Below are 3,931 nucleotides of genomic sequence, written 5' to 3'. Positions count from 1 at the left end.
GTCGAAGGCGAAGTGGTGCGCTTTGCCGACCTGGCCGCGCTGCAGGCGGCACCGGAGGGTTCACTGGCCGGCAAGATTGTCTTTGTCGACTACACCATGCAGGCCCGTCGCGACGGCGGCGACTACCGCAACGCCGGCGGGATTCGCTGGGCCGGCCCGTCGGTGGCCATCAAGAAGGGCGCGATCGGATTTTTGATGCGCTCGGCCGGCACTTCGCTTTCACGCGAACCGCACACCGGCAACACCGGCTTCGAACCGGGCCTGACGCCAATTCCCTCTGCCGCCTTGGCCACCATCGACGCCGCCCAGCTGGCGCGTCTGGTCGCACTCGGCCCGACCCGCGTGCGCCTGGCGCTGGACTGCGGCTACGATGGCGAAGCGACCTCGTACAACGTGATCGGCGAAATCACCGGCAGCACCCGCCCTGACGAAATCATCCTGATCGGCGGCCACCTCGACTCCTGGGACCCCGGCACCGGCGCGATCGATGATGCCGCCGGTATTGCGATCACCATGGCCACCGGCGCCCTGCTCAAGCCGCTGCACCCGGCCCGCACGATCCGCGTGGTCGCCTTCGCCAACGAAGAGCAGGGCCTGTGGGGCGGCAAGGCCTACGCCGAACGCCACGCCAACGAAGTCGCTCGCACGGTGATGGCGGTGGAAAGCGATCTTGGCGCCGCGCCGATCTACGGCTTCGATTCCAGCGCCCGCAGCCTGCAGCCGCAGGCACTGGCGCAGATCCAGCAGCAGCTTGCACCGCTGGGCATCGCGTGGATGCCCGAGCAGGGCGAACCGGAATCCGACATCGGCCCGATGACCGAAGCCGGCGTGGCTTGGGCTTGGCTGGGCCACGACGCCACCCGCTACTTCGACCTCCACCACAGCGCAGGCGACACTCTCGACAAGGTCGTTCCGTCGGAACTGGCGCAAAACACCGCTGCGTATGCGGTGTTCACTTGGCTGGCGGCGCAGGCGGATGGCGGGTTCGGGAGTGCGGTGAAGGCGGCGGGGAGGTGACGACTTTGTAGCGTCGATTGACGCGAAGCGATCAACGACGTGCCGATTGGAGTATCGAACACGGCTTGAGCCACAACGACGCAATTCGTGGCGGCTATCGGCGTCCACCCGCCCTCGACACCAAGCGTCGGCGTAATTTGACATGGCCCTGGTATCCTGGCGCCCATGTCGCGGCTCCGGCTTGCCAATCCGCTTCCATATGAAATCGGTGCGCTTTACAACCGCCGACAGGAAATTCACGCGCGTTTGGGCGGGCAACTCCAAGGCGGCATAGCCACCCCCTCAAACAGCCCATTCGTCATCTTGTTTACCGGCGAAGCCGGCCAGCAGCATGGCTATCGCGACCATTGGGAATACGAAGATGGGGAAAACATCCTCCATTACTTCGGCGAGGGCCAAGAAGGCGACATGCAGGATTCGCGAGGAAACCGCGCAATCCGCCAGCACCTGCAAAACAACAAACGCCTCTTGATCTTCCAGAGCTTGGGCAAGAGTCAGCCCTATCGATTTCTCGGCGAGTTCCAGTTCATCTACGCCTACGAACAGCAAGGCATCGTCGACACGAAAGGCAATCTGCGCAAGGCAATTGTCTTCAAGCTCAAGCCCATCGACGACGAGTTCAATCCATTCCAGAACGCCATCGCTGACAGCCCACGGCCAGCATTAGATTTGTCAGCCACAACCTCATTGCACCTGACTGAGATACGGACCAAGCAATCGTTGTTCAAACGACGTCTGCTCACGGTCGAGAAGCAATGTCGCGTAACCGGGATCGCCGACTTGCGCTTTCTGCGGGCCAGTCATATCAAGCCATGGGCGCAATGCACCAATGGCGATGAACGTATCGATGAGAACAATGGACTACTACTGAGCCCGCACGCCGACTTCCTGTTTGATCGAGGCTGGATCACTTTCGAGGGCGATGGCTCATTAGTTAGGTCTGACCACCTACCGCAAGATGTGATCGAGAGGATTGGCCTCAATCTGGAACAGGGCCGGAAGTGCGGCGACTTCGTCGGGACGCAAAGGAACTACCTCGAATATCACCGCAACGCCATCTTCAACCAATCGTTCAGGAACTCAGTCGATCCTTTGTCCGAGTTGCTCGCAACATCGCCTTCTTGAGCAAGAAAGGCGGCCACCGGCCGCCTTTTTCGTCACCCTGCAACTGCCACCGCTCACGCCAACAACGGGTTCGGCGCCTCCGTGTCGATCTTGTAGAGCTTGAGCGCGCGTGCCACGTCCTTGCCGGTGAGCTTGCCTTCGGCGGCCAGAGCGGCGACGGCGGCATGGGCGATGTGGTAGCGATCGACTTCGAAGTGGCGACGCAGGTTCTCGCGGGTGTCGCTGCGGCCGTAGCCGTCGGTGCCCAGCGCGGTGTAGCGCATCGGCACGAACTCGCGGATCTGGTCCGGGTAGGCGCGCACGTAATCGGTGGCGGCGATGGCGGGCCCGCTGCGGCCCTCTAGCTGTTGGGTGACCCAGGGCTTGCGCGCGTCCTTGGCCTCCGGGTGGAAGCGGTTCCAGCGGCTGGCGTCCATGCCGTCGCGCGCCAGTTCGGTGAAGCTGGGGCAGGACCAGATGTCCGACTTGATGCCGAAATCGGCATCCAGCAGCACCGCCGCCGCGGTGACTTCGTTGAGGATAGTGCCACTGCCCAGCAGTTGCACACGCAGGTCGCCCTTCTTCGACCTGCCGGCGTCGCGCAGCAGGTACATGCCCTTGATGATCCCTTCCTCGCTGCCCGCAGGCATCTCGGGATGGGTGTAGTTCTCGTTCATCAGGGTGATGTAGAAGTACTCGTCGTGCTGTTCCGCCAGCATCCGCTGCATGCCGTAGTGGACGATGGTCACGACCTCGTAGGAGAAACTGGGGTCGTAGCTGCGCACGTTCGGGATCAGCCCGCTCTGAATGTGCGAATGGCCATCCTCGTGTTGCAGGCCCTCGCCATTCAAGGTGGTGCGGCCGGCGGTACCGCCCAGCACGAAGCCGCGCGCGCGCATGTCGCCGGCCTGCCAGGCGAAGTCGCCGACGCGCTGGAAGCCGAACATCGAGTAGTAGATGTAGAACGGCAGCATCTGCAGGTCGTTGACGCTGTAACTGGTGGCCAGCGCCATCCAGCTGGCGAACGCGCCGGCCTCGGTGATGCCTTCCTCCAGCACCTGCCCGGCCGCGTCCTCGCGGTAGAACATCAGCTGGTCGGCGTCCACAGGCTTGTATTTCTGGCCCTGCGGCGCGTAGATGCCAAGCTGGCGGAACAGGCCTTCCATGCCGAAGGTGCGCGCCTCGTCGGCCACGATCGGCACGCAACGCGGCCCCACCTGCTTGTCGCGCAGGATCATGTTGAACATCTGCACGAACGCCATCGTGGTGCTGATCTCGCGCTCGCCGGTGGACTTCAGCAGGCGCTCGAAGGTCGCCAGCGGCGGCACCTCCAGCGGCTGGCTGGCCTTGCGCCGGCGCGCCGGCAGGTAACCACCGAGCGCGGCACGGCGATCACGCATGTATTCCATTTCCGGCGACTTGTCGGCCGGCTTGAAGAACGGCACCGCGCCATCCTTGAGCTGGTCGTCGCTGATCGGCAACTGGAAGCGGTCGCGGAAGGCGCGCACCGAATCATCGTCCAGCTTCTTGGTCTGGTGGGTGGGATTGAGCGCCTCGCCGGCGCTGCCCATGCCATAGCCCTTGACGGTCTTGGCGAGGATCACGGTGGGCTGGCCGACCGTCCTCACTGCGGCGTCATAGGCGGCGTAGACCTTGTGCGGATCGTGGCCACCGCGGTTCAGCCGCCAGATGTCGTCGTCGCTGAGGTTGGCGACCATCGCCAGCGTCTCCGGCGTCTTGCCGAAGAAATGCTGGCGCGTGTAGGCGCCACCGAAAGCCTTGCAGTTCTGGTACTCGCCATCGACGGTGT

Annotated in this window: 3 protein-coding genes; 2 read left to right on the top strand and 1 reads right to left on the bottom strand. The window is 63.6% G+C overall.

Features of this window, described 5'->3' with window-relative positions; all coding sequences use genetic code 11:
* Together IT472_RS00245 and IT472_RS00240 are read left to right on the top strand one after the other, a co-directional pair.
* On the top strand, window positions 1-1,017 hold a 1,017-nt coding region (locus IT472_RS00245), incomplete at its 5' end, for a M28 family peptidase (protein WP_297176602.1).
* 165 nt (window positions 1,018-1,182) lie between these two features.
* Complete coding sequence (locus IT472_RS00240) at window positions 1,183-2,142, top strand: HNH endonuclease (protein ID WP_297176599.1); 960 nt, start codon at window positions 1,183-1,185, stop codon at window positions 2,140-2,142.
* 53 nt (window positions 2,143-2,195) lie between these two features.
* On the opposite strand, the gene aceE is transcribed toward IT472_RS00240, so the two are convergent.
* Window positions 2,196-3,931 (bottom strand): pyruvate dehydrogenase (acetyl-transferring), homodimeric type (gene aceE, locus IT472_RS00235; protein ID WP_297176596.1); only part of this gene is annotated, 1,736 nt, incomplete at its 5' end.

The sequence above is a fragment of the Thermomonas sp. genome, from assembly GCF_020850895.1.
Taxonomy (GTDB): domain Bacteria; phylum Pseudomonadota; class Gammaproteobacteria; order Xanthomonadales; family Xanthomonadaceae; genus Thermomonas.
This window is presented reverse-complemented; position numbering and strand designations above follow the sequence as displayed.

Coding starts and splice junctions, on each gene's coding strand:
- IT472_RS00240 (WP_297176599.1), top strand. CDS start 1,183: ATGTCGCGGCTCCGGCTTGCCAATCCGCTTCCATATGAAATCGGTGCG.